We start from the raw sequence: 21492 nt of genomic DNA, 5'->3' as shown, positions 1-21492 counted from the left end.
GGCTGTGATGGACCGCGCTAATGGCTGGGTGACCTCTCATGGCGACTGAACAGCAGCTGGTCGATTACCTGAAGCGGGTTGCGGCGGATCTGCACGACACGCGGCAGCGGCTGCAGGAGGTCGAGGAACAGCACACCGAGCCGGTGGCCGTGGTCGGCATGGCCTGCCGCTTCCCCGGCGGCGTGCGCTCGCCGGAGGACCTGTGGGAGCTGGTGTCCTCGGGACGGGACGCGATCGCCCGGTTCCCGGAGAACCGCGGCTGGGACCTGGAGAACCTCTACCACCCGGACCCTGACCACCCCGGCACCTGCTACGTCCGCGAAGGCGGTTTCCTCGACGGCGCCGACCAGTTCGACGCCGCGTTCTTCGGCATCAGCCCGCGCGAAGCGCTCGACGCCCACCCCCAGCAACGGGTGCTGCTGGAGACGACGTGGGAGGCTCTTGAGCGGGCCGGGATCGATCCCGCCTCGCTCAAGGGCAGCACGACCGGCGTGTACGTCGGAACGGCGACCACCGGCGACGGCGTACGCGGCAAGGAGGCGATCGAAGGCTACGCGGGGAACGCGCCGAGCGTTCTCTCGGGCCGCATCGCCTACACGCTCGGGCTGGAAGGCCCCGCCCTGACGGTGGAGACGGCATGCTCGTCGTCCCTGGTGGCGATCCACCTCGCGGCCCAGGCCCTGCGCCAGAGCGACTGCACGCTCGCCCTGGCCGGCGGCGTGACGGTGATGGCGACGCCCGAAGTGTTCACCGGGTTCTCCCGGCAGCGTGGCCTTGCCCCGGATGGCCGGTGCAAGTCGTTCTCGGCTTCGGCGGACGGTACGGGGTGGGGTGAGGGTGTCGGTGTGGTGCTGTTGGAGCGGTTGTCGGACGCGCGGCGCAACGGGCACCGGGTGCTGGCGCTGGTGCGGGGCAGCGCGGTCAACCAGGACGGCGCGAGCAACGGCTTCACCGCGCCGAACGGCCCCTCACAGCAGCGGGTGATCCGGCAGGCGCTGGCGAACGCGCGCCTGGCCGCCTCCGAGGTGGACGCCGTGGAGGCGCACGGCACGGGCACCCCGCTCGGCGACCCGATCGAGGCCGACGCGCTGCTGGCGACCTACGGGCGCGACCGGTCGCCGGAGCACCCGCTGTGGCTCGGATCGGTCAAGTCCAACATCGGACACACCCAGGGCGCCGCCGGCGTCGCCGGCCTGATCAAGATGATCATGGCTGTCCGGCACGGCGGGCTCCCCGCCACCCTGCACGCCGACGACCCCACCCCACACGTGGACTGGTCCGCCGGCACGGTACGGCTGCTGACCGAGGCCCGCGCGTGGCCGCGCACGGGCCGACCGCGCCGGGCGGCGATCTCCTCGTTCGGCATCTCGGGCACGAACGCGCACGTCATCGTGGAGCAGGCCGACGAGGAGCCACCCTACGAGCCCTCCCCGTCAGGCGATGCGGTGCCGTGGGTGGTGTCCGCCCGGGACCCGAAGGCGTTGCGGGATCAGGTGCGTCGGCTGGGTGAGTTGGTCGGCTCTGGGAGGGGGTTGTCGGCGGTTGAGGTGGGGTGGTCGCTGTTGCGGTCGCGGTCGTTGATGGAGCGCCGGTTGGTGGCGGTGGGGTCGTCGTGTGCGGAGTTGGTGGGGGCCCTGGAGGGTGCCGTTGCGGTGGGTGCGGCGGTGGGCGAGTTGGTGTGGTTGTTCAGTGGTCAGGGCAGTCAGCGGGTGGGGATGGGTGCGGGGTTGTATGCGCGGTTCCCGGTGTTCGCCGAGGCGTTCGACGGGGTGTGCGCGCTGCTGGATCCGTATCTTGGACGTTCGTTGCGGCAGGTGGTGTTCGAGGGTCCGGGTGAGGTGCTGGATCACACCACCTATGCGCAGAGTGGGCTGTTCGCTCTTCAGGTGGCCATGGCCCGTTTGTTGACGTCGATGGGTGTGTCCCCTGCGGTGGTGGTCGGGCATTCGATCGGTGAGGTGGCCGCCGCGTATGTGGCGGGGGTGTTCGAACTGCCCGAGGCCTGCCGTCTGGTGGCCGCGCGGGCCACGCTGATGGGTCGGCTCCCGGCGGGCGGCGCCATGGCCGCGATCCAGGCGGAAGCGTCGGAACTCGACGGCACCCTGCCCGACGGCGTCGGCGTGGCCGCCCTCAACGCGCCGAACAGCACGGTGATCTCCGGCCCGGCCGACCTCGTGGCGCAGGCTGAGGCCGAGTGGCGCGGCCGGGGCCGCAAGACCAGGAAACTCAGCGTCAGCCACGCCTTCCACTCGGCGCTCATGGACCCGATGCTGGACGACTTCGCGGCGGCCGTCGGCGACCTCGCGTTCCGCGAGCCGGCCATCCCGTTCGTCAGCACGCTGACCGGACGGACCGACCAGCAGCAGGTCGCCACGCCCGGCTACTGGGTACGGCAGGTGCGCGAACCGGTCCGCTTCCACCAGGCCGTCGCCTCCCTCGCGGACCGGGCCGGAACCTTCCTGGAACTCGGCCCCGACCCGGTGCTGGCCACCGCCGCGCAGCACACCGTCGGGGACGCCGACGCCCTGGCCGTGCTCGACGGGCGGCACCCCGACACCCTCGCCTTCGGACGCGCGCTCGGACACCTCCACGCCGGCGGGACCGACGTGGACTGGAGCCCCTGGTTCCCGACCGAACCGCCGCCCCGCCTCGTCGACCTGCCGACCTACCCCTTCCAGCACCAGCGGTACTGGCCGTCCGGCTGGCAGCAGGACCAGGACGCGGCGGCCCTCGGGCTCAGCCCGGCCGAACACCCCCTGCTCGGTGCGGCCGTGAAGCCGGCGGGCGGTGACACCTTCCTGCTGACCGGCCGGCTCAACGGCTCGACCGGCTCCTGGCTGAACGACCACGTCGTCTCCGGGACCCCGGTGGCGGCCGGCGCGGTCCTCGTCGAATGGGCGCTGCGGGCCGCCGACGGCGTCGGCTGCGCGGCCGTCGACGACCTCACCCTGCGGGCACCGCTCGTCCTTCCGCGCACGGGTGGGGTCCGCGTCCAGGTGGTGGTCGGTGCCGCCGACGAAGACGGCCGCAGAGACCTGCACATCTACTCGCAGCCGGAGGACGAGCAGGCCGGCGACGCGTGGGAGGCGCACGCCTCCGGGACCCTCGGCCCGCACGCCGAGCCCGCCGACGTACCGGCACAGGCATGGCCTCCGCCGGGGGCCGAACCGCTGGAGACCGCGGAGTTATACGAGCGGGCCGCGCGGGCCGGATACGCGTACGGCCCCGCCTTCCGAGCGGTGCGCGCGGCCTGGCGGGACGGGGACGACCTGCTGGCGGAGCTGGAACTGCCCAAGGCGGCCGGGGACGAGGACGGGTTCGGCATCCATCCGGTGCTGCTCGACGCCGCACTGCACCCGGCGCTGCTCGCCGACGGTCCCAACGACGGCTCCGAAGCGGGGCGGCTCTGGGTCCCCTTCGTCTGGAACGGCGTGTCGCTCCACGCCGTCGGGGCCACGACCGTACACGTACGCCTCTCGCCGCAGGAGGACCGGGACAGGCGGACGCTGCGCCTGGAGGTGACCGATCCGGCCGGCCAGACGGTGCTGCGCGTGGCGGAGTTGTGGATGCGACCGGTGGACGGCCGCCGGTTCACGACCGCTGTGCGGGGCACCGCGAACGGCCTGTACACCCTGGACTGGACGCCGGTGTCCCCGGCCGGGGGCGATGCGGAACCCCTCGCGGTGCTGGGACCCGAGCCGGTGGGCCCGGAACTGGTGCGAACGGCGCTGCGGGCCGGGCCTGTGCCCCGCTCCGTGATGCTGGCCGAGGTGCGCGGGCCCGGGGGCGCCGACGCCGCCGACGACGGACGGGCCACGGTGGAACGCGTGCTCGACACGGTCAAGGCGTGGCTGGCCGAACCGGAGTTGACGGATGTGCGGCTGGCCTTCCTCACCCGAGGCGGCCTCGCCGAGGCCGGGGTGTGGGGACTGGTCCGCAGCGCGCAGGCCGAGCACCCGGGCCGCTTCGCCCTCGTGGACACCGCCGACGTGAACGCGAACGACGTAACCGACACCGGCGTAACCGGCACCGACGCGACTGGCACCGCCATGGTGGACGCCGTCCGGCGGGCCCTCGGCACCGGCGAGGAACAGGTCAAGCTGTACGGCGGCCAGGTGCTGGTCCCCCGTCTCACCCCGGCCGCGGGCGACCCCGGCGAGGAGCCCGGCACCGCGCCCGCCGCCGACGGCACCACCCTGGTGACCGGCGGCACCGGCATGATCGGCGGACTGGTGGCCGAGCACCTGATCCGGCGGCACGGCGTGCGCCGCCTGCTGCTGCTGTCCCGCCGGGGCGCGCAGGCACCCGGCGCGGCGGAACTCCGCGAGCGCCTGACCGCGGCCGGCGCACAGGTCGACGTGGTGTCCGCCGACGTCGCCGACCGGGCAGCGCTGGCACAGGCGCTCGCGTGCGTCCCGGCCGAGCACCCCCTCACCGCGGTCGTCCACGCGGCCGGCACGCTCGACGACGCGATCCTCACCTCGCACGACCCGGAACGCCTGGAGCGCGTCTGGGGTCCCAAGGCCCGAGGCGCCTGGAACCTCCACGTCCTGACCCGAGACCTGCCGCTGCGGTCCTTCTGGGTCTTCTCCTCGGCCGCCGGAGTCATCGGCAGCGCCGGACAGGCCGGTTACGCGGCGGCCAACGCGTTCTGCGACGCGCTGACGGCCCACCGCCGCGCCCACGGCCTGCCCGGCATGGCCGTGGCCTGGGGCCTGTGGGCGGGCGACAGCGGCATGGCCGCCAACCTCACCACCGCCGACCTGGCCCGGCTGCGCGGGGTGCGTCCGCTGTCGGCCGAACGCGGCCTGGCACTGCTCGACGCCGCCCAGCGCCTGGACCGGGCCGGAGTGGTGGCCGCCGACGTCAGCGTCGCCGGCATGACAGCCGACGAACTGCCCCCGGCGCTGCGCCACCTCGCCGGGCGCACCCGGCGCCGGGCGGCGGCGGACGCCGGTGCGCCCGCCCTGGCCGCACGGCTGGCGGGACTGGACGCCGACGCCCGCGCCGACGTCGTCGTGGACATCGTGCGCCGGCACGTCGCCGACGTCCTCGGCCACGCCTCCCCGGACGAGGTGCCCGCGGACACCAACTTCGACGGGCTCGGGTTCACCTCGCTGACGGTGCTGGAGCTGCGCAACCGGCTCGCCGCGGCGACCGGGCTGCGCCTGCCGACCACGCTCGCCTTCGACCATCCCACCCCGCGGTCGCTGGCCCGGTACCTGACCGCGCGGCTGGACGGCGAGACGACGCGGACCGTGCCCGCCCGGGCGGCCGTGCGGGCCACCGATCCGGTCGCGATCGTGGCGATGGCCTGCCGCTATCCGGGCGAGGTGCGGTCGCCGGAGGACCTGTGGGAGCTGGTGTCCACGGGACGGGACGCCATCGGCCGGTTCCCGGACAACCGCGGCTGGGACCTGGAACGGCTCTTCGCCCCGAATCCCGACCAGCCCGGCGCCAGCGCCACCCGCGAAGGCGGATTCCTCTACGACGCGGGGGAGTTCGACGCCGCGTTCTTCGGCATCAGCCCCCGTGAGGCGCTGGCCGCCGATCCGCAGCAGCGGCTGCTGCTGGAGGTCACCTGGGAGGCGCTCGAACGCGCCGGCATCCCCCCGGAGGCGCTGCGGGGCACGCCGACCGGCATCTACACCGGCGTCATGTACCACGACTACGCCCACGGCGCGGCCGACGAGGACGCGCGGCTGGAGGGCTACGTGATGCCCGGGATGGGCAGCGCGATCCCCGGCCGGGTCGCCTACACGCTCGGTCTGGAGGGGCCGGCGGTGACGGTGGACACGGCGTGCTCCTCGTCGCTGGTCGCCCTCCACCTGGCCTGCCACGCGCTGCGACAGGGCGAGTGCGATCTCGCCCTCGCTGGTGGCGTCACCGTGATGGCGACGCCCGGACTCTTCCCCGGGTTCTCCCGGCAGCGGGGGCTGGCGTCGGATGGCCGGTGCAAGTCGTTCTCGGCTTCGGCGGACGGTACGGGGTGGGGTGAGGGTGTCGGTGTGGTGCTGTTGGAGCGGTTGTCGGACGCGCGGCGCAACGGGCACCGGGTGCTGGCGCTGGTGCGGGGCAGCGCGGTCAACCAGGACGGCGCGAGCAACGGCTTCACCGCGCCGAACGGCCCCTCGCAGGAACGGGTGATCGGGGCGGCCCTCGCGTCCGCCGGCCTCAAGGCGTCCGAGGTGGACGCGGTGGAGGCGCACGGTACGGGGACGACGCTGGGCGATCCGATCGAGGCGCAGGCGCTGCTGGAGACGTACGGCAAGGAGCGTGGCGCGGACCGGCCGTTGTGGATCGGGTCGGTGAAGTCGAACATCGGGCACACGCAGGCGGCCGCCGGGGTAGCCGGGGTGATCAAGATGGTGATGGCGATGCGGCACGCAACGCTGCCCGCCTCGCTGCACATCGACGAGCCGTCACCGCACGTCGACTGGACCTCCGGACACCTACGGCTGCTGACGGAGCCGCAGACGTGGCCCGCGCCGGGCCGTCCGCGCCGGGCCGGGATCTCCTCCTTCGGCGCGTCCGGGACCAACGCGCACGTGATCGTGGAGGAAGTCCCGCAGGAGGCACCGAAACCGGCGCCGGAACCCGAAGGGGTGGTGCCGTGGGTGGTGTCGGCGCGCGATGAGGCGGCGCTGGGGGAACAGGTGCGTCGGCTGGGTGAGTTGGTCGGCTCTGGGAGGGGGTTGTCGGCGGTTGAGGTGGGGTGGTCGCTGTTGCGGTCGCGGTCGTTGATGGAGCGCCGGTTGGTGGCGGTGGGGTCGTCGTGTGCGGAGTTGGTGGGGGCGCTGGAGGGTGCCGTTGCGGTGGGTGCGGCGGTGGGCGAGTTGGTGTGGTTGTTCAGTGGTCAGGGCAGTCAGCGGGTGGGGATGGGTGCGGGGTTGTATGCGCGGTTCCCGGTGTTCGCCGAGGCGTTCGACGGGGTGTGCGCGCTGCTGGATCCGTATCTTGGACGTTCGTTGCGGCAGGTGGTGTTCGAGGGTCCGGGTGAGGTGCTGGATCACACCACCTATGCGCAGAGTGGGCTTTTCGCTCTTCAGGTGGCCATGGCCCGTTTGTTGACGTCGATGGGGGTGTCCCCTGCGGTGGTGGTCGGGCATTCGATCGGTGAGGTGGCCGCCGCGTATGTGGCGGGGGTGTTCGAACTGCCTGAGGCCTGCCGTCTGGTGGCCGCGCGGGCCACGCTGATGGGTCGGCTCCCGGCGGGCGGCGCCATGGCCGCGATCCAGGCGGAAGCGTCGGAGCTCGACGGCACCCTGCCCGACGGGGTGAGCGTCGCCACGCTGAACACCGCCGACTCCGCCGTGGTGTCGGGTCCGCACGACCTCGTGGCCCGCGTCGAGGCGGAGTGGTCAGGGCGGGGACGTAAGATCAAGAGGCTGAGCGTCAGCCACGCCTTCCACTCGGCGCTCATGGACCCGATGCTGGACGACTTCGCGGCGGCCGTCGGCGGCCTCGCGTTCCGCGAGCCGGCCATCCCGTTCGTCAGCACGCTGACCGGACGGACCGACCAGCAGCAGGTCGCCACGCCCGGCTACTGGGTACGGCAGGTGCGCGAACCGGTCCGCTTCCACCAGGCCGTCGCTTCCCTCGCGGACCGGGCCGGAACCTTCCTGGAGCTTGGCCCCGACCCGGTTCTGGCCACGGCGGCCGTCCACAGCGCGGAGGACGCGCGGACGGCGGCCGTGCTGGACGGCGGCCTCCCCGACGCCGTCGCCTTCGGACAGGCCCTGGGACAACTGCACGCGGGCGGACTGGACGTGGACTGGAGCCCCTGGTTCCCGACCGACCCCCCGCCCCGCGTCGTCGACCTGCCCACCTACCCCTTCCAGGGCCGCACCTACTGGCTGGCCGCCGCCCGGGCGGGCGCGGGCGACCCCGTCGGCCTCGGCCTGGACCCGGCCCGGCATCCCCTCCTCGGCGCGGCGATCCGGCTGGCGGACTCCGACACGCACGTGCTGACCGGACGGCTGCCGGGAGCCGGCGGCGACGGCTGGCTCGACCAGCACCGCGTCCTCGGCACCGTCCTCGTCCCGGGCACCGTCCTCGTCGAGTGGGCCCTGCGGGCAGCCGACGAAGTGGGCTGCGCCGGCGTGGAGGAGCTGACCCTGCGGGCGCCGTTGCCGCTGCCCGCCTCCGGCGGCCTGCCCGTACAGGTCGTGGTGGACCCGGCGGAGGACGACGGCCGCAGGCCGGTGCGGATCCACTCCCGTTCCGAGGCCGGATGGGTCTGCCACGCCGAGGGCCTCCTGACACCGGAACCCGCCGGCACGGCGGCACTGCTGGGCGGCCAGTGGCCCCCGGCCGGCGCCGAACCGATGACGGTGGACGGCTTCTATGAGCGTGTCGCGGCCGCCGGTTACGCGTACGGGCCCGCCTTCCAGGGCCTGCGGGCGGCCTGGCGGCACGGCGCGGACCTGCTGGCGGAGGTCGTGCTGCCCGAGGAGGCCGGAGAAGCGGCCGGATTCGGCCTCCACCCGGCGCTGCTCGACGCCGCCCTGCACCCGGCGCTGCTCGCCGGGGCGGCCGGCGGCGACGGCGTGTACCTCCCCTTCGCCTGGAGCGGGGTCTCCGTGTGGGCGCGGGGTGTGACGAGCGCCCGCGTCAGGCTGTCCCCGGTCGGTTCGGACGGGCTCGGCGTGACGGTGACCGACGCCGCCGGGTCCCCCGTCCTCGGCGTGGAGCACCTGGTGATGCGCCCCGTCGACCCAGGGCAGTTCCGTACGCGCGGCACGGACGGTCTGTTCGCGGTGGAGTGGACGCCGGTCGCCGATCCGGTCGCCGTGTCCGCCGACGAGTTCGTGGTGGCCGAGGCGGGCACGGCGGACGAGGCGCTGCGCCGCGTGCAGGACTGGCTGGCGGGCTCCGGCGCCGACGACCGACGGCTGGCGATCGTCACGCGCGGGGCGGTCGGCGAGGATCCGGCCCCGGACGCGGCGGCCGTGTGGGGTCTGGTGCGGTGCGCGCAACTGGAGCACCCCGACCGGTTCGTCCTGGTCGACCTCGACGAGGGAGCCGATCCCGGCGAGGCGGTCCGGTACGCGGTGGAACCGCAGGTGGCGATACGTGACGGCCGGGTGCTCGTACCGCGTCTGACGCGGTGCGGCGCCTCCCCGCACCTCACGGGCCGGGCGGGGGAGCGGGCGTGGCGGCTGACCGCGGCGGACGCCACGACGCTGGAGGACGTGTCGGTCGAGGCGTGTCCCGAGGTGCTCGAACCGCTCGCCGCCGGGCAGGTGCGCATCGACGTCCGCGCGGCCGGGATCAACTTCCGGGACGTGCTGATCGCGCTGGGCATGGTGCCGGGGCACGGCGGCATCGGCGGCGAGGGCGCCGGAGTGGTGACCGAGGTCGGAGCGGGGGTCACCGGCGTCGCGGTCGGCGACCGGGTGATGGGCCTGTTCGGCGGGGCGTTCGGCCCGGTGGCGGTCGCGGACGCGCGGTCCCTGGTCGCCGTACCCGAAGACTGGGACTTCCGGGACGCGGCCGGCATCGCGGTGGCCTTCCTGACGGCCTGGTACGCGCTGGTGGACCTGGCCGGCGTCAAGCCGGGCGAGTCGGTGCTGGTGCACGCGGCCACCGGCGGTGTCGGCCGGGCCGCGGTGCAGATCGCCCGGCACCTGGGGGCCACGGTGTTCGCCACCGCCGGTCCCGCCAAGCAGGCCGTGCTGGAGGAGATGGGGATCGACGCGGCGCACCGCGCCTCCTCCCGGGACCTGGAGTTCGAGGCGGGGTTCCGGGCGGCCACCGAGGGCCGGGGCGTGGACGTCGTACTCAACAGCCTGGCCGGGGAGTTCACCGACGCGTCGCTGCGGCTGCTGACCGGCGGCGGCCGGTTCGTGGAGCTGGGCAAGACCGACATCCGGCAGGAGCCGGACGTCTGGTACCGGGCGTTCGACCTGGCCGGTGACGTGCCCCCGGAGCGGATCGCGTCGATGCTGGCCGAGCTGCGCGAGCTGTTCGTCGCCGGGCGGCTGCGGCCGCTGCCCGTGCAGGCGTGGCCGCTGGACCGGGCGCGCGAGGCGCTGCGGTTCATGAGCCAGGCACGCCACACCGGCAAACTGGTCCTGGACGTCCCCGCCGCGTTCGACCCCGACGGCACCGTCCTCATCACCGGCGGCACCGGGGTCCTCGGGGCCCTGGTCGCCGAGCACCTGGTCCGGGACTGGGGGGCGCGGCACCTGGTGCTGGTCAGCCGCCGCGGGCCCCGGGCACCGGGCGCGGCGGAGCTGGCCGAGCGCCTGGCGGCCCGGGTCACGGTCGTGGCGGCCGACGTCGGCGATCCGGCGGCGGTGCGGGATCTGGTGGCGGGGATCGATCCGGCGCATCCGCTGACCGGGGTGATCCACGCGGCCGGCGTCATCGACGACGGCCTGGTCACCGACCTGACCGCGCAACAACTCGCCGCTGTCTGGCGGGTCAAGGCCGGTGGCGCGGCCCACCTGGACGCCGCGATGGCCGGGACACGCCTGAGCTTCTTCACGGTGTTCTCGTCCGCGGCGGCCACCTCGGGCAGCCCCGGCCAGGCCAACTACGCCGCCGCCAACGCCTACTGCGACGCCCTGATGCTCCGGCGCCGTGCGGCCGGACTGCCGGGACAGTCCATCGGATGGGGGCTGTGGGAGTCCGCCAGCGGCATCACCGGCGAGATGAGCGACACCGACCTGCACCGCATGCGCAGCAGCGGCATCACCCCGCTCGGCGACAAGCAGGGACTGGCGCTGCTCGACGCCGCGTACGGTCACGGGGCGGCGCACCTCGTCGCGGCCGACCTGAACGTCACCGGCCGGGCCGCGGACACCCTGCCGCCGCTGCTGCGCGCCCTGGGCTCGGCCGGCGGTGACTCCGGCCGGGCCGCCGCGAACGGGCACCGGCGCATCGACTGGGCCGGGCAACTCGCCGGTCTGAGCCCCGAGGACCAGCACTCCCTGCTGCTCGGCCTCGTACGCACGCACGCGGCGGCCGTGCTCGGGCACGCCGAGGCGGACACGCTGCGGGCCGACACCCAGCTCAAGGACCTGGGGTTCGACTCGCTGACCGCCGTGGAACTGCGCAACCGGCTGACGGCGGCCACCGGGCTGCGGCTGCCTCCCGCGCTCGCCTTCACCTACCCCTCCCCGGCGGCCATCGCCGGTCACCTGCGCGAACGGCTGGTGCCCGCCGAGGCGGACCCGTCGGCCCCCGTCTTCGGCGAGGTGGACAAGCTGGAAGCGGTGATCGAGCGGTTCGCGCCGGACGGGGACACCCGCACCCGGCTGGCGAAACGCCTGGAGTCCCTGCTGTGGCGGCTGGGCGCATCCGGTGACGGCGTCACCGCCGTCGACGGCGAAGGGCTGGAGGCCGCGTCCGACGACGAGATGTTCGCGCTCATAGACCGGGAACTGGGCTCCTCCGACGGCGATGGGGACTGATGTCCACCGAAGACAAACTCCGCGAGTACCTCAAGCGCGTCACCGTGGATCTCGGCAGGACCCGCCGGCGCCTGCGCGAGGTCGAGGAGCGGTCCCGGGAGCCGCTGGCCGTGGTGAGCATGGCCTGCCGCCTCCCCGGCGGGGTGGGCTCCCCCGAGGACCTGTGGGAGCTGGTGTCCGCGGGGCGGGACGCGATCGACGCGTTCCCGGCCGACCGCGGCTGGGACCTGGACCGGCTGTTCCACCCGGACCCCGGCCACCCCGGCACCAGTTACGTGCGGCACGGCGGGTTCCTCGCCGACGCCACCGGGTTCGACGCCGCGTTCTTCGGGATCAGCCCCCGAGAGGCCCTGGCCATGGAACCGCAGCAGCGCGTGCTGCTGGAAACCGCGTGGGAACTGCTGGAAGCGGCCCGCATCGACCCGGACACCCTCCGGGGCAGCGACACCGGAGTCTTCGCCGGCATCTCCAGCCAGGACTACCACGCGGGCGTCGGCGCGCCCGGCGAGGTGGAGGGCTACATCGCCACCGGCAGCCTCGCCAGCGTCGTCTCCGGCCGGGTCGCCTACACGCTCGGTCTTCAGGGGCCGGCGGTGACGGTGGACACGGCGTGCTCCTCGTCGCTGGTCGCCGTCCACCTGGCCTGCGCCGCGCTGCTGCGGGACGAGTGCGAACTCGCCCTGGCCGGAGGCGTCACCGTGCTGGCGACGCCCGGCGCGTTCGTGGAGTTCTCACGGCAGCGCGGCCTGGCCCCGGACGGCCGCTGCAAGGCGTTCGCGGCGACGGCGGACGGCACGGGCTTCTCCGAGGGCGTCGGCCTGGTCCTGCTGGAGCGGCTGTCGGACGCGCGGCGCAACGGGCACCCGGTGCTGGCGCTGGTGCGGGGCAGCGCGGTCAACCAGGACGGCGCGAGCAACGGGCTCACCGCGCCCAGCGAGACCGCGCAGCGGCGGGTGATCCGGCGTGCCCTGGAGGACGCCCGGGTCAAGGCGTCCGAGGTGGACGCGGTGGAGGCGCACGGTACGGGGACGACGCTGGGCGATCCGATCGAGGCGCAGGCGCTGCTGGAGACGTACGGCAAGGAGCGTGGCGCGGACCGGCCGTTGTGGATCGGGTCGGTGAAGTCGAACATCGGGCACACGCAGGCGGCCGCCGGGGTGGCCGGGGTGATCAAGATGGTGATGGCGATGCGGCACGCAACGCTGCCCGCCTCGCTGCACATCGACGAGCCGTCACCGCACGTCGACTGGACCTCCGGACACGTACGGCCGCTGGCGAAGCCCGTCCCCTGGCCCGAGACGGGCCGTCCGCGGCGGGCGGGCGTGTCGTCCTTCGGCATCTCCGGCACGAACGCCCACCTGATCGTGGAGGAGGCCCCGCGGGAGACGACGGAACCGGCACCGGAGCCCGGGGACGCGGTGCCGTGGGTGCTGTCGGCGAAGTCGGCGCCGGCGCTGCGGGCGCGGGCAGGGCAACTCGCCGAACACCTCGCGGCCCACCCCGAACCGACGGCGGCCGAGGTGGGCTGGTCCCTGCTCCGGACGCGCACCGCCTTCGAGCACCGGGCGGTGGTGACCGGCGCCGGCCGGGAGGACCGGCTCGCCGGCCTGCGAGCGCTCGCCGACGGTGGCCCGCACCCGGAGGTGACCGCCGGCCTGGCGGACCCGGGCGGGGTCGGACCGGTGCTGATGTTCCCCGGGCAGGGCTCGCAGTGGGCCGGGATGGGGGCCCAACTCCTCGACGAGTCGCCGGTGTTCGCCGCCCGTATCGCCGCGTGCGAGCAGGCCCTCGCCCCGCACGTGGACTGGTCGCTCACCGACGTCCTGCGCGGGGACGGGAGGGAGTACGCGCGCGTGGACGTGGTGCAGCCCGCGCTGTGGGCGGTGATGGTGTCGCTCGCCGCGGTCTGGGAGCACCACGGCGTGCGCCCCGCCGCGGTGATCGGGCACTCCCAGGGCGAGATCGCCGCCGCCTGCGTGGCGGGAGCGCTGTCCCTGGAGGACGCCGCGAAGATCGTCGCCCTGCGCGGCCGGGCCCTGCGCGCCCTGTCCGGCCACGGCACCATGGCCTCCCTGCTGACGGACGAGCAGCAGGCCGCCCGGCTGCTGGCCGGCGCCGAGGACGTGACCGTCGCCGCGGTCAACAGTCCGTCGGCCGTGATCGTCTCCGGCCCCACCGCCCAGGTCACGGCGGTCGTCGCCGCCGCCGGGGAGCAGGGACTGCGGGCCCGGGTGATCGACGTGGACTACGCCTCCCACAGCCCCCAGGTCGACCGCATCACCGACGAACTCACCGACGCCCTGGCCCGCATCACACCCCGGGCGGCGCGCACGGCGTTCTACTCCACCGTCACCGCCGCCCCCTGCGACACCGCGGCCCTCGACACCTCCTACTGGGTGCGCAACCTGCGCCGGCCCGTCCGCTTCGCCGACACCGTCACCGCCCTGCTCGCCGCCGGTCACCGGGTGTTCGTCGAGGCCGGGCCCCACCCCGTCCTCACCCCGGCCGTCGAGGAGTGCGCCGACCACGCCGGCACCCCCGCCGCCGTCGTCCCCACCCTGCGCCGCGACCGCGACGACCAGGCCCAGCTCACCCACGCGCTCGCCCGGGCCTGGACCGCCGGCGTCCGCGTCGACTGGCACCCCCGCCACCCCGACGACCCCCCGCCCCGCACCACCGACCTGCCCACCTACCCCTTCCAGCACCAGCGGTACTGGCTTCCGGACGTCACACGCTCACCCGCGGCGGCCGGACCGCAGGACGAGGCGGAAGCGAGGTTCTGGACGGCCGTCGAGCAGGAGGACGTGACGGAGGCCGCCGGGACGCTCGGGATCACCGAGGCCGACCACGAGCAGACCTCCCTCGCCACGCTCATGCCGGTCCTGTCCCGGTGGCGGCGGGAGCGCCGGGAGCTGTCCGCGGTCGACTCCTGGCGCCACCGGATCGAGTGGCGGCCGGCCGCGTCCGCGCCCGGCGACCGCGCACCGGGCGGAGCCTGGCTCGTGGTCCGGCCGACGGGCGTTGCCGAGGAGTGGGCCCGCACCTGCGCGGCCGCGCTGGAGACGGGCGGTTCTCCGCTACGACACCTCGTCATCGACCCGCTCACGCCGCGGGCCGACCTCACCGCCACCCTCCGGGCGGAGCCGGCGCCCGCGCGGGTGCTCTCGCTCCTCGCCCTCGACGAGGGAGACGCGGACGACGACGGCTACCCCGGGCTCGCGGGCACCCTCACCCTGCTCCAGGCCCTGCTCGACGCCGGAATCCGCGCGCCGCTGCGGGTCCTGACGCACGGCGCCGTCTCGCTCGGCGGCGACGGCGGCCCGCAGCGTCCCCTTCAGGCGCAGGCGTGGGGGCTCGGCCGGGCCGCGGCCTTCGAACACCCGGCGGTCTGGGGCGGGCTGCTGGACCTGCCGGCCACGCCGCGCCACCTCGACGCGGAGCAGCTGCGCGCCGCGCTCACCCGCGAGGACGGCGAGGACGAACTGGCCCTGCGCCCGGCCGGTGTCTTCGCACGCCGCCTGGTCGAGGACCCGCTCGGAAACGATCAACCGCACCGCGACTGGCGCCCGCGCGGTCCCGTCCTCGTCACCGGCGCGCTGGACGGGCCGGCCCGGTGGGTCGCCCGCTGGCTGGTGGAACGGGGCGCCGAGCGCGTACAGATCCTCGCTCCCGCCGGGACATCGGCCGCCGAGCCGCCGCCGGGCGTCACCATTGTGGACTCGGTCGGCACCGACGCCGGCATCGCCACCCTCGTCCACGCCGGACCGCCCGGCACGCTGGCGCCGCTCGCCGAGACCACCCCGGCGGCGCTGGCCGAGGCGATCCACGCCGGCCTGGACGGCGTCCGCGAGGCCGAGCGGAACTGCGGCCTGCGACCCGGGGCCACCGTCGTCTACTTCACCTCGGTCGCCGCCGTCTGGGGCGGCCGGGACCACGGCGCCCACGCGGCCGCCGGCGCCTTCCTGGACGCCCTCGCCCAGCGCCGCCGCGCCGAGGGAACGCACGCCATCACCGTGGCCTGGAGCCTGTGGGACGTACCCGACGACGAAGGGGCGTCGCGACCTCACCTGGACAACGCGCGGCGGCAGGGGCTGGCGCCCCTGGACCCCCGGCTGGCGTTCGCCGCGCTGCACCAGGTCCTGCGCCGGGACGATCCGTCCGTCGTCATCGCCGACATCCGGTGGCAGCGGTTCGCGCCCCTGTTCGCGCTGGCCCGGCGGACCCGATTGTTCGACCAGATACCCGCGGCGACAGCGGTGCTGCGCGTCGAGCCGGAGACCGACGACGACGCCGCGGAGACGACCGAGGCGCTGCGCCGGCAGCTCGCGGCACGCCCCCGGGCCGAACGGCACGCCGTGCTCCTGACGCTCGTACGCTCGCACGTGGCGGCCGTGCTGCGGTACGCGGACGCCCAAGAGGTGGACCCGCAGCGTCCGTTCACCGACCTGGGCTTCGACTCGCTGACCGCCGTCGAGCTGCGCAACCGGCTGCGCGCCGCGACCGGGCTGCGGCTGCCCTCGACGCTGGTGTTCGACCGGCCGCGCCCCGACGCCCTGGCGCAGTGGCTGCTGGAGGAGGTGCTGCCGCAGGACGCCGGAGCGGCGTCCCCGGCGCTGGCCCGCCTGGACGACCTGGAGGCGGCGCTGGCCGGTGTGCCGCCGGAGGAGGCACGGCGCGCCGGCCTGGTCGACCGGCTGCAGGAGCTGCTGTGGACGTACGCGGACGCCCCCGCCGCCGGTCCCGACCCGGAGGACGAGGCGGAGCTGGCGGGGGCGACCGCCGACGAGCTGTTCACGCTGATCGACCGCGAGCTGGGCGCCTGATCACACGGCGACGTCCCGCGGCTGCCCGGCGGGCGCGTCGCCCAGCGTCAGATCGGTCATGCCCCAGAACGCCCGGACGTGGAAGCCCAGGCCCTCCTCGTTGAACTCCACGATCCCGATGATGTGCAACTTCATCACCGTCGGGCTGCGCAGGACCACCTTGCTGGACGTGACGACGAACCGGTCGCACATGGACGTCACCGATATCTGGGGCGTCTCGTGGACCTGGTGCTCCACGGACATGACCAGGTGCCGGCGCAGGGCCTCCTTGCCCACCGTCGGCGTCCCTCCCACCGGGTCCTCGAAGACCACGTCGTCGGTGAACAGGGCGAGGACGCTCTCCACGTCGCCCGCGTTCAGCCGTTCGGCATACTGCACGGACGTCGCCTTGCGAAAGGCCTCGTCGGGCATGAGCACCTCCAGGACGAGTCGGCCGGCCCGGACGGGTCAGCCGGTCACTTCGAGATCGGATGTCCCCCAGAACGTCTGCGCCTCGCGGATGAGGCCGGCCTCGTCGACCCGCAGCAGCCGCATGTAGGTGAGCCGCAGCCGCTTGCCGGCCGGGTCGGGGGGCGGCACCAGCCAGCCCCGCTCGGCGAAGACCGGGCCGAGGGGGAGGTAGTCCATGACGGCGGTGACGGGAAGCAGGGTGTGCGCGCCGTCCTGCCCGGCGACCGGATCGCCGGGAACCTCCCGCAGGTGCGCGGCGACCCGCTGCTCGAAATGGGCGCGCAGGGCGTCCCGGCCGGTCTGCCGCTCCCACCCGACGGGATCGGCGAAGGCCACGTCGTCGCCGTACAACTCCAGGATCGCCTGCACGTCCCCGGCGTTCACCCGACGGCAGTGGTCCAGGGCCAGCCGCTTGCGGTCGCGCTCACTGGTCAGCGTTCTGTCCAACGGTCTCTCCCCTGTTCGTGCCCCGTCCGAGGTCACGGTCGATGAACTCGAAGAGCTCGTCGGCGCCGGCCGCCGCCAGCTGCGCGGCCGCGGTCGCCTCCGCCTCCTGCCCTTGCGTCCCCGTGCCCGCCTCCGGGACGCTCCCGTGGGCCTCCAGCCGCAGCAGCGTGTCCCGCAGCCGCCTGGCCAGCGTCTCCTGGGCCGCCGCGCCGTCCCGGGCCGCGACGGCCAGCAGGGAGCGTTCCAGCCGCTCGACCTCGCCCAGCACCGGGGCCAGCGGATCGGCCTCGGACAGCTTGAGCTCGCCGAGCAGGTGGCGGGCGAGGTCCACCGGGTCACGGTGGTCGAAGACGAGCGTGGCCGGCAACCGCAGCCCGGTGGTGGCCTGCAGACGGTTGCGCAGCTCGATCGCGGTCAGCGAGTCGAACCCCAGGTCCTGGAAGCGCTGTTCGGCGGTGACGGTGTCGGCGCCGTCGTGGCCGAGGACCAGGGCCGCGTTGGCGCGCACCAGGTTCAGCAGCGTCTGCTCGCGCTCGGCCTCGGACTGGGCCGCCAGCCGGCGCAGCAGGTCCGACGGGGTCGGGCCGCCCGCGCGCAGCGCCACACCGCGGATGAGGTGACGCAGCACCGCCGGCGCCTCGTGGGTCTCGGCGTTGCGGCGGATCTGGGCCAGGTCCAGCCGCACCGGCGCCAGCAGCGGACGGCCGCCGGCCAGCGCGGTGTCGAACAGGGCCAGGCCCTGCTCCACGCTCATCCCCACGAGGCCGTCACGTGCGTGCCGGGCACGGTTCGCCTCGCCGACCCGGCCCCACATGCCCTCGCTCTGCTGCCACATGCCCCAGGCCAGCGACGTGGCGGGGCGGCCCAGGGCGTGCCGGTGCTGGGCGAACGCGTCGAGGAAGGCGTTGGCCGCCGCATAACAGCCCTGCCCGCCGCCGCCGATCAGACCCACGACCGAGGAGAACAGCAGGAACGCCGACAGGTCGAGGTCACTGGTCAGCTCGTGCAGGTGGACCGCCCCGTCGGCCTTGGTCCGCAGCACGGCGTCGAGCTGGTCCGGCGTCATCGACTGGAGCGTGGCGTCCCGGACGATGCCGGCCGCGTGCACGACGGCGGTGAGGGGATGCCGGTCGGGCACGGCCGCCAGCACCTCGGCCAGTGCGGCGCGGTCGCCGATGTCGCAGGAGGCGACGGTGACTTCGGCGCCCTGGGCGGCCAACTCGGCGACCAGGTCGGCGGCTCCGGGCGCCTCGGGCCCGCGGCGGCTGACCAGCAGCAGCCTGCGCACACCGTGCCGGGTCACCAGGTGGCGCGCACACAGCGTGCCGAGCCCGCCGGTGCCGCCGGTGATCAGGACCGTGCCGTCCGGATCCAGCGGCGCGGCGGGAGCGGGCTCGTCCTGCCGGTCGTGGCGGACCAGACGCGGCACGAACGCGCTCCCGTCACGCAGCGCCACCTGCGGCTCCCCGGACGCCAGCGCCTCACCCACGGCGCGGTAGGAGGCGTCCTCCCCGTCGACGTCGAGCAGGACCAGCCGGCGCGGGAACTCGATCTGCGCACAGCGCACCAGCCCCCACAGGGACGCGGCGGCCAGGTCGCCCACGTCATCGTCGGGACGCACGGCGACCGCCCGGTGCGTGACGACGACGAGGCGCGCGTCGTCGCAGCGGGGGTCGCCCACCCAGTCCTGAAGGAACGACAGCAGCGCGCCGCCGGTCCAGCGCAGCCGCTGCGGCAGAGCGTCCCCCTCCGGCGCGACGGGCGCGACGGCGACGACCGTGCCGGGCAGCTCGGCCCCGTCCGCCGCGGCCGCGCGCAGCGCGTCCAGATCGGGGAAGGCGGGCGCCTCCGGCCGGGCGCGGACCAGCGCGTCGCCCTCGGGGGCGAGCACCGCGTAACGCTCGCCGGACACCGTGGCGGACCCGGCGAGGGGCATCCACTCCAGCCGGAAGAGCGCGTCGTCGTTGCGGGCCCGGGCGATCTGCTCGGCCGAACCCGGCCGTACGATCAGCGACTCCAGGGTCATCACCGGCGCACCGGTCGGATCGGCGGCGGTCAGCGAGAGCCGGTCCGGTGCCTCGCGGGACATCCGCACCCGCAGGGAGGTGGCGCCGGTGGCGTGCAGGCGCAGCCCGTTCCACGCGAACGGCAGCAGGATCTCGCTGCTCGTGCCGACGTCCAGCAGCAGGGCGTGCAAGGTGGCGTCGACGAGGACGGGATGGATGCCGTACGCGCCGGCCCGGTCCCGTTCGCCCTCGGGCAGGGCCACCTCGGCGTAGATGTCGTCGCCGAGCCGCCACGCGGCGACCAGCGCCCGCGACGCCGGGCCGTACTCGTGGCCGCGCGCCGCCAGTTCGTCGTACGGATCGCCCGTGATCACCGGCTCGGCGCCCGGCGGGGGCCACGCGCCGTCGAGGCCGGCGGCCGCCTGGCCGGGCGGTTCGGGCGCGAGCAGGCCGGTCGCGTGCCGCGTCCAGGACGGCTCGTCGTCGTACCGGGAGGAGGGCCGGGAGTGGACGCCGACCGGCCGCTGCCCGCTCTCGTCCGGCGGCCCGACGCTCACCTGAAGGTCCACGGCGCCGTCGTCGGGCAGCACCAGCGGGCTCTCCAGGGTGAGCTCGGCGAGGTGGTCGCAGCCGGCGCGGGTCGCGGCGTACAGGGCCAGTTCCGCGAAGACGGAGCCGGGCAGCAGCACGCTGCCCAGCACCCGGTGCTCGGCCAGCCAGGCCGGGGCCTGCTGGGACACCCGGCCGGTGAGCAGCAACGTCTCCTCACCCGCGGGCTCCACCGTCGCGCCCAGCAGCGGATGCCCGGCACCGGCCAGACCGAGACCGGCCGGGTCGCCGCTGATGACGAGGGGCGCGTCCAGCCAGTAGCGCCGCCGCTGGAAGGCGTAGGTGGGCAGCGGGACGGTGCGCGGTGGCGGGTCGGCGGGGAAGCGGTGGGTCCAGTCGACGGGGGTGCCCGCGGTGAAGGCCTGGGCCAGTGAGCGGATGAGCTGGCGGGGGCCGTCGTGGTCGCGGCGGAGGGTGGGGACGACCACGGCCGGCGTGGCGGTGTGGTCGGCGCACTCCTCGATGGCCGGGGTCAGGACGGGGTGGGGGCTGGCCTCGATGAAGGTGCGGTAGCCGTCGGCGAGCAGGGCGGCGACGGTGTCCGCGAACCGCACGGGCCGGCGCAGGTTGGTGATCCAGTAGGCGGTGTCGAGGGCGGAGGTGTCCTGCGGGGCGGCCGTGACGGTCGAATAGAAGGTCACTTTCGCGGACTCGGGGGTGATGCCGGCCAGCGTGTCGGCCAACTCCTCGGTGATCTCGTCGATTTGAGGACTGTGGGAGGCGTAGTCGACGTCGATGATCCGCGCGCGGATGCCCTCGTTCTGGGCGGTGGTGACGGCGGTCCTGACCTCGTCGGGCGGCCCGGAGATGATCGTGGTGGCCGGGCTGTTGAGGGCGGCGACGGTGAGGGCGGGGGCGTCCGCCAGCAGGTCGGCGGCCTGCTCGGCTCCGGTGGCGAGGGAGGCCATGGCACCGTGACCGGAGAGGCGGCGCAGGGCTTTGCCGCGGACGGCGACGATCTTGGCGGCGTCCTCCAGCGAGAGCGCGCCGGCGACGCAGGCGGCGGCGATCTCGCCCTGGGAATGCCCGATGACGGCGGCGGGAGTGACGCCGTGGTCCTCCCATACGGCGGCCAGCGCCACCATCACCGCCCACAGGGCGGGCTGCACCACATCGACGCGCGCGTACTGCGCCCCGTCCCCGCGCAGCACATCGGTCAGCGACCAGTCCACGTGCGGGGCGAGGGCTTGCTCGCACTCGGCGATACGGGCGGCGAACACCGGCGACTCGTGGAGGAGTTGGGCCCCCATCCCGGCCCACTGCGAGCCCTGCCCGGGGAAGACCAGCACGACTCCCGCGCCGGTCGTGTCGGCCACGCCCGTCACCACGCCGGCGTCGGGCTCGTCGTCGGCCAAGGCCCGCAGCGAACCGAGGAGTTGGTCGCGGCTGTCGCCGGTGACCACCGCGCGGTGGTCGTGCGGCGAGCGGCTCTTGATCAATGACCAGCCGATGTCGACGGGGGTGCTCTCGGGGTGGGCGGTGACGTGGTCGGCCAGTTGGCGGGCCTGGTCGCGCAGGGCCGCGTCGTTGTGGCCGCAGACGACCCAGGGCACGGGGCGGTCGTGGGCGGGCGGTCGTGCTGGTTCCGTCTGCTCCGGTGCCTGTTCGAGGATGAGGTGGGCGTTGGTGCCGGAGATGCCGAAGGCGGAGACGCCGGCGCGGCGTGGGCGGTCGGAGCGGGGCCAGGGGCGGGGTTCGGCGAGGAGGCGTACGGCGCCGGACTTCCAGTTGACGTGG

Annotated in this window: 5 protein-coding genes; 2 read left to right on the top strand and 3 right to left on the bottom strand. The window is 74.8% G+C overall.

Features of this window, described 5'->3' with window-relative positions; translation table 11 throughout:
• Positions 1 to 38 precede the first annotated feature (38 nt).
• Both ACYF6T_RS21775 and ACYF6T_RS21770 read left to right on the top strand, forming a co-directional pair.
• Entirely contained in the window at positions 39 to 11420 is an 11382-nt protein-coding gene (locus ACYF6T_RS21775; RefSeq protein ID WP_461698470.1) for an SDR family NAD(P)-dependent oxidoreductase, read from the top strand.
• Positions 11420 to 16243: a type I polyketide synthase gene (locus tag ACYF6T_RS21770; RefSeq protein WP_461698469.1), complete on the top strand. Its 4824-nt coding sequence runs from the start codon at positions 11420 to 11422 to the stop codon at positions 16241 to 16243. The genes ACYF6T_RS21775 and ACYF6T_RS21770 overlap by 1 nt, the downstream gene beginning before the upstream one ends.
• On the opposite strand, the gene ACYF6T_RS21765 is transcribed toward ACYF6T_RS21770, so the two are convergent.
• The 3 genes from ACYF6T_RS21765 to ACYF6T_RS21755 form a co-directional block, all read right to left on the bottom strand.
• The gene (locus tag ACYF6T_RS21765; protein ID WP_461698468.1) at positions 16244 to 16654 is read right to left on the bottom strand and encodes a nuclear transport factor 2 family protein; all 411 of its coding nucleotides are present in this window, start codon (positions 16652 to 16654) and stop codon (positions 16244 to 16246) included.
• Between the two features lie 36 nt (positions 16655 to 16690).
• Positions 16691 to 17140, bottom strand: coding sequence for a nuclear transport factor 2 family protein (locus ACYF6T_RS21760; RefSeq protein ID WP_461698467.1), 450 nt, complete (start codon positions 17138 to 17140; stop codon positions 16691 to 16693).
• Positions 17118 to 21492 (bottom strand): type I polyketide synthase (locus ACYF6T_RS21755; RefSeq protein WP_461698466.1); only part of this gene is annotated, 4375 nt, incomplete at its 5' end. The genes ACYF6T_RS21760 and ACYF6T_RS21755, both read right to left, overlap by 23 nt.

Source organism: Streptomyces sp. 7R007 (assembly GCF_054850255.1).
This window is presented reverse-complemented; position numbering and strand designations above follow the sequence as displayed.